This window comes from Streptomyces sp. NPDC006335 (assembly GCF_040612795.1).
In the GTDB taxonomy this organism is placed as follows: domain Bacteria; phylum Actinomycetota; class Actinomycetes; order Streptomycetales; family Streptomycetaceae; genus Streptomyces.
The window spans coordinates 1,060,458-1,067,118 of the sequence record NZ_JBEXQX010000002.1; the positions used below are offsets into that span (position 1 = coordinate 1,060,458).

A 6,661-nucleotide genomic window follows, 5' to 3' on the forward strand; every position below is an offset into this window, starting at 1 on the left:
TTTCAGCGCGTCCGGCGTTCGAGGACCTGGCCTTCGGGCCGCTTACGCCGGCCGCAGCCACACCGTCGCCAGCGGCGGCAGTGTGACCTGGATGCTGGCCGGGCGGCCGTGCCAGGGAGTCGGGTCCGGTTTCACGACGTCCGGGTTGGTGACGTCACCGCCTCCGTACCTCGCCGTGTCCGTGTTCAGGGTCTCCAGCCAGGCCGGGACGTCGTCCGGGGCGCCCAGCCGGTAGCCCGGGCGGACCACCGGGGAGAAGTTGGAGACCGCCAGGAGGGGCGAGCCGTCCGCGTCGTAGCGGAGGAAGGCGAAGACGTTGTCCTCGGCCGCGTCGCCCACGATCCACTGGAAGCCCGAGGGGTCCGTGTCGCGCTGCCAGAGGGCCGGGGTGTGGCGGTACACGACGTTGAGGTCCCGGACCAGGTCGCGGACGCCCCGGTGGTCGGCCTCGGCGCCGTACGCCGGGTCGAGGAGCCACCAGTCGGGACCGTGCGCCTCGGACCACTCCGCGCCCTGGGCGAACTCCTGGCCCATGAACAGGAGTTGCTTGCCCGGGTGCGCCCACATGAAGGCGAGGTAGGCGCGCAGTCCGGCCCGCTGCTGCCACCAGTCGCCCGGCATCTTCGACACCAGGGAGCGTTTGCCGTGGACGACCTCGTCGTGGGAGATCGGCAGCACGTAGTTCTCGCTGTACGCGTACACCATCGAGAACGTCATCTCGTGGTGGTGGTACTTGCGGTGCACCGGCTCGTGGGCCATGTAGTCCAGCGAGTCGTGCATCCAGCCCATGTTCCACTTCAGGCCGAAGCCGAGGCCGCCGAAGCCCCCGGGGCCCATGTGGTGCGTCGCGCGCGTCACGCCGTCCCAGGCCGTGGACTCCTCCGCGATGGTCACCACGCCGGGGACCCTCCGGTACACCGTCGCGTTCATCTCCTGGAGGAAGTCCACCGCGTCCAGGTTCTCCCGGCCGCCGTGCACGTTCGGGATCCACTGGCCCGGCTCGCGCGAGTAGTCGAGGTAGAGCATCGAGGCGACCGCGTCCACGCGCAGCCCGTCGATGTGGAACTCCTCGCACCAGTACACGGCGTTCGCCACCAGGAAGTTGCGCACCTCCCGGCGCCCGTAGTCGAACTCCAGCGTGCCCCAGTCGGGGTGGGCCGCGCGCAGCGGGTCCTCGTGCTCGTACAGGGTGCGGCCGTCGAACTCCGCCAACGCCCAGTCGTCGCGCGGGAAGTGCGCCGGCACCCAGTCCATCAGTACGCCGATCCCCGCCTGGTGGAGCGCGTCGACGAGGTACTTGAAGTCGTCGGGGGTGCCGAGACGTGCCGTGGGCGCGTAGAACCCGGTGACCTGGTAGCCCCAGGAGCCGCCGAAGGGGTGCTCGGCGACCGGCATCAGCTCGACGTGGGTGAAGCCCAGGTCCTTGACGTAGGCGGGCAGTTGCTCAGCGAGCTGACGGTACGTCAGGCCGGGGCGCCAGGACGGGAGATGGATCTCGTAGACCGAGAAGGGGGCCTCGTGGGCCGGTGCTCCGGCCGCCCGGTTCGCCAGCCACTCCTCGTCCTGCCACTCGTGGTGCGAGGCGTGGATGATCGAGGAGGTGTTGGGCGGGACCTCCGTGCGGCGGGCCAGCGGGTCCGCGCGCAGGGTCCTGGAGCCGTCGGGGCGGGTGATCTCGAACTTGTACAGCTCGCCCTCGCCGACCCCGGGCACGAACAGCTCCCACACCCCGGTGGCGCCGAGCGAGCGCATCGCGAACGCCGAGGGGTCCCAGAAGTTGAAGGTGCCGGCCACCCGGACCCCGCGCGCGTTCGGCGCCCACACCGTGAAGCGGGTGCCCGTGACGCCCTGGTGGGTCATGGGCCGCGCGCCCAGCGCCGTCCACAACTGCTCGTGCCGGCCCTCGCCGATCAGATGCAGGTCGAGGTCGCCGAGCGCGGGCAGGAAGGCGTACGCGTCCTCGGTGTCCTGGACCGACTCCTCGTACGCCACGAGCAGCCGGTAGGAGGGGACCTCCGACAACGGCAGCAGACCGGAGAAGAAGCCGTCGCCGTCGTCCTGCAGCTCGGCCCGCAGGTCCCCGGCCACGACCGTGACACCCCGGGCGTACGGGCGGAACACCCGGAAGGCCACCCCGCCGGGAACCCGGTGCGCGCCGAGGACGCCGTGCGGGTCGTGATGGGTGCCGGAGAGCAGCCGCTCCCGGTCACCGGCGTCCATGGCGGGCGAGACGGGCGTCTCCGACGGCGGAACCAGGGCGGGAGCGGAGTCCCCCGCTGCCGCGACCGGCTCCACCACGGCCGCCGCGGCGGCCACCTCCGGCGGCACGGTCTTCTTGGCGGCCACCTTCTTGGCCGCGCCCTTCTTGGCCGCGCCCTTCCTCGCGGGGGCCTTCTTCGCGGCGGCCTTCTTCACGGCAGGCTTGTCGACGGCCGCCTCCTTGACCAGGGCTTTCTTGGCGACGGCCTTCTTGGCGGCAGGCTTCTTGGCCACGGCCTTCTCAGCGCCGCCCTTCCCGGCGACGGCCTTCACGGCATCGGCCGCTTCGGCGCCGATCTTCTCGGCACCGGCTTTCACGGCCCGGGCCGTCTCGGCCGCCGCCGTACCGACACCCGTCTTCCCGGCGCCGGCCTTCTTCGCGGGTGCCTTCCGGGCCACCGGCTCCGCCTTCTTCGCCGACGCCTTCTTGGTCACTGTCTTCTCCGCGGCCTTCTTCTGCGCAGTCTTCTTCGGTTCCGAACCGCTGGGGGTGGGCGGAGTCACAGGTGGAGCCTCCTCGGCGGGAGTCGGGTCGGTCAGATCAGGTCGGTTGTCGCGTACCGCGCGACCGCGGCCATCGGCACCTGGAGCCAGTCCGGGCGGTGCCGGGCCTCGTAGACGACCTCGTAGATCGCCTTGTCGGTCTCGTACGCGCGCAACAGCACCGGATCGGTCCGCGGGTCCACTCCGCTGACCTCGGCGTATCCGGTGCAGTACGCGGCCCGGCACGCCTCGGCCCAGCCGGGTACCGGCAGGTCGGTCGAGTGTGCCGCGTAGTCGAAGGAGCGCAGCATCCCGGCGATGTCCCGGGCCGTGGGCTGCGGCAGCCGGCGTTCGGAGAGCGGCTTGGACGGCTCGCCCTCGAAGTCGATCAGCGACCAGTGCCCGGCGGCCGAGCGCAGACACTGGCCGAGGTGCAGGTCGCCGTGGATGCGCTGCGCGGTCCAGGTGGAGCCCTCGGCGGCGAGATCGCCCAGCGCGGTGAACGCGGAGCGCAGGCCCGGCGCGTGCGGCCGTAGCGCGGGGACCGCCTGTACGGCCGCCTCCAGCCGCTCGATCATGCCGTCGACCAGCGGTTGCAGTTGCTGGTGGCCCAGCGTCACGGTCGGCAGCGCGCGCGCCAGCGCGGTGTGCACCTCGGCGGTGGCCCGCCCCAGCGCGTGCGCCTCGCCGCTGAAGTCCTCGCCCTTGGCGAGCTCCCGCAGGGCCAGCTCCCAGCCGTCCGAAGCGCCCTGCACGAAGGGCTGGAGCACTCCGAGGGTGTACGGCTCACCGGCCAGCTCCGCCCGCAGCCACCCGGTCGGCGCGGGTACCCGGGGGCAGCCCTCGCGGGCCAGCGCCAGCGGCAGCTCCAGGTCGGGGTTGACGCCGGGCACGACCCGGCGCAGGAGTTTCAGGATGAACGTATCTCCGTAGACGATCGACGAATTCGACTGCTCGGCGGTCATCACCCGGGCCACCAGACCCTCACGGATCTCCTGGTCGGGGTCCCGCTCGAAACACAGCCCGCCGATCCGGGTCCCGGAGCGGATCGCCTCCAGGAGCAGTTCGGCGGGCAGTGGGTCGTGGAGGGCGTCGTACGCGGTGCGGCCGGCGAGCGGGCCTTCCTCGACATGACCGATCAGCGCGGGCGCGAGCCGGGGCGGCAGCGCCTCGCGCACGCCTATGAGTAGCTGGTAGCAGTCGCCGGGGTGCGGCGGGGCGCCCACGGCGAGCGGCTGGTGGGCCCGGACCAGCAGGTGGTACAGGCCGAGCTTGGCGGTGGGCGGCAGCAGCTCGGTGACCGCCACCAGGGAGAACCCGGTGACCGGGCGGCCCTTGCCCGCGAACCAGCGCTGCCGTGGCAGCCACTCGCGCAGGAGTGGATCAAGCGAGGCGAGGAGGCCTGGACTTGTCGTGGCGGTACGGGTGACGGCTTCCGACATGGCGTGGCGTCCTTTCCCCGGGCTGGCTGGTCGGGGTGTTACTGATGCGTGCCCCGGGCGGGGCGGTGGAAACCGCCCCGCCGGAGTCCTCGTCGGCTAAGCGGCTTCTTTGCGGAGCCGGAACCAGTAGAACCCGTGCCCGCCGAGGGTCAGCAAGTACGGCAGATCACCGATGGCCGGGAACCGCACCCCGCCGAACAGCTCCACCGGGTGCCGTCCGTTGAAGGCGCTCAGGTCCAGTTCCGTCGGCTGCGCGAACCGGGAGAAGTTGTGGACGCACAGGACCAGGTCGTCCTCGTACTCCCGCAGGAAGGCCAGGACCGCCGGGTTGGAGGACGGCAGCTCGGTGTAGGAGCCGAGGCCGAACGCCGGGTTCTGCTTGCGGATCTCGATCATGCGGCGGGTCCAGTGCAGCAACGACGAGGGCGACGCCATCGACGCCTCGACGTTGGTGACCTGGTAACCGTGGACCGGGTCCATGATGGTCGGCAGGTACAGCCGCCCGGGGTCACAGGAGGAAAATCCCGCGTTACGGTCCGGTGTCCACTGCATCGGGGTGCGGACGGCGTCCCGGTCGCCGAGCCAGATGTTGTCGCCCATGCCGATCTCGTCGCCGTAGTAGAGGATCGGCGAGCCGGGCAGGGACAGCAGCAGGGCGGTGAACAGCTCGATCTGGTTGCGGTCGTTGTCGAGCAGGGGGGCGAGCCGGCGCCGGATGCCGATGTTGGCGCGCATCCGTGGGTCCTTGGCGTACTCGGCCCACATGTAGTCGCGCTCCTCGTCGGTGACCATCTCCAGGGTCAGCTCGTCGTGGTTGCGCAGGAAGATGCCCCACTGGCAGTTCTGCGGGATGGCCGGGGTCTTGGCGAGGATCTCCGAGACGGGGTAGCGGGACTCGCGGCGCACGGCCATGAAGATGCGGGGCATGACCGGGAAGTGGAAGGCCATGTGGCATTCGTCGCCGCCGGACTCGTAGTCGCCGAAGTAGTCGACGACGTCCTCCGGCCACTGGTTGGCCTCCGCCAGGATCACCGTGTCCGGGTAGGAGGCGTCGATCTCCTTGCGGACCCGCTTCAGGAACTCATGGGTTGCCGGAAGGTTCTCGCAGTTGGTGCCCTCCTGCTGGTACAGGTACGGCACGGCGTCGAGCCGGAAGCCGTCGATGCCCAGGTCCAGCCAGAACCGCAGTGCGGAGATCATCTCCTCCTGGACGGCCGGGTTCTCGTAGTTGAGGTCCGGCTGGTGGGAGAAGAACCGGTGCCAGAAGTACTGCTTGCGGACCGGGTCGAAGGTCCAGTTGGAGGCCTCGGTGTCGACGAAGATGATCCGCGCGTCCTGGAACTGCTTGTCGTCGTCCGCCCACACGTAGTAGTCGCCGTAGGGGCCGTCGGGGTCCTTGCGGGACTCCTGGAACCACGGGTGCTGGTCGCTGGTGTGGTTCATGACGAAGTCGATGATGACCCGCATGCCGCGCTGGTGGGCGGCGTCGACGAACTCCACGAAGTCGGCGAGGTCACCGAACTCCGGGAGGACGGCGGTGTAGTCCGAGACGTCGTAGCCGCCGTCCCTGAGCGGTGACTTGAAGAAGGGCGGCAGCCACAGGCAGTCGACGCCCAGCCACTGGAGGTAGTCGAGTTTGGCGGTCAGTCCCTTGAGGTCGCCGACGCCGTCGCCGTTGCTGTCCTGGAAGGAGCGGACGAGGACCTCGTAGAAGACGGCCCGCTTGAACCAGTCCGGGTCCCGGTCCTTGGCGGGGGTGTCCTCGAAGGTGTCGTGGACGGGCTCGTTGACGATCATGTTGTGGGTGACCCTCCGATCTGCGGGGTGGACGGTCGCAGGACGCCGCTGTGCTCACCCGGGGGGTGTCCCCCCGGCCCCCGGCCGACCACGAGGACGTGTGCCCCGCCGGGCTGAAGTCGCACGTAGTTCGCCCTGCCCCAGTGATAGGTCTCACCGGTGAGCTCGTCGCGCACCGGCACCGACTCGTGCCATTCCAGGCCGAGTTGCGGCATGTCCAACGAGACCGTGGCCTCCTGGGTGTGGTGCGGATCGAGGTTCACGACCACCAGAACCGTGTTCGAGCCGCTCCGCTTCGAGTACGCGATCACCTCGTCCTTGTCCGCGTGGTGGAAGTGGAGGTCGCGCAGCTGCCGTAGGGCCGGGTTGTCCCGCCTGATGGTGTTGAGCTGGGTGATCAGGGGGGCGAGGGTGTCGTCGGTGTCCCAGTCGCGGGCCTTGATCTGGTACTTCTCCGAGTCGAGGTACTCCTCGCTGCCCTCCCGCAGCGGGGTGTTCTCGGCGAGTTCGTAGCCGGAGTAGATGCCCCAGGTCGGCGAGAGGGTCGCCGCCAGCACCGCACGCAGCGCGAACGCGGGCCGGCCCCCGTGCTGGAGGAAGGCGTGCAGGATGTCGGGGGTGTTGGCGAAGAAGTTCGGCCGCATGTAGGAGGCCGCCTCACCGGACAGCTCCGTCAGGTA

Annotated in this window: 3 protein-coding genes and 1 pseudogene; all 4 read right to left on the reverse strand. The window is 70.2% G+C overall.

Annotated elements, in window-relative coordinates; all coding sequences use genetic code 11:
• Positions 1 to 42 precede the first annotated feature (42 nt).
• Positions 43 to 2,763 carry a 1,4-alpha-glucan branching enzyme gene (gene glgB / locus ABZ098_RS10840; protein ID WP_356589315.1) on the reverse strand — a complete coding sequence of 907 codons (2,721 nt, stop codon included), beginning with the start codon at positions 2,761 to 2,763 and terminating at the stop codon, positions 43 to 45.
• A gap of 32 nt (positions 2,764 to 2,795) precedes the next feature.
• Positions 2,796 to 4,184, reverse strand: a complete 1,389-nt coding sequence (locus tag ABZ098_RS10845; protein WP_356589317.1) for a maltokinase — start codon at positions 4,182 to 4,184, stop codon at positions 2,796 to 2,798.
• A gap of 96 nt (positions 4,185 to 4,280) precedes the next feature.
• Entirely contained in the window at positions 4,281 to 5,981 is a 1,701-nt protein-coding gene (treS, locus tag ABZ098_RS10850) for a maltose alpha-D-glucosyltransferase (protein ID WP_356589319.1), read from the reverse strand.
• Positions 5,978 to 6,661 (reverse strand): annotated as a pseudogene (locus ABZ098_RS10855) (alpha-1,4-glucan--maltose-1-phosphate maltosyltransferase); the annotation flags it as partial. The pseudogene ABZ098_RS10855 and the gene treS, both read right to left, overlap by 4 nt.

Coding starts and splice junctions, on each gene's coding strand:
- ABZ098_RS10845 (WP_356589317.1), bottom strand. CDS start 4,184: ATGTCGGAAGCCGTCACCCGTACCGCCACGACAAGTCCAGGCCTCCTC.
- treS (WP_356589319.1), bottom strand. CDS start 5,981: ATGATCGTCAACGAGCCCGTCCACGACACCTTCGAGGACACCCCCGCC.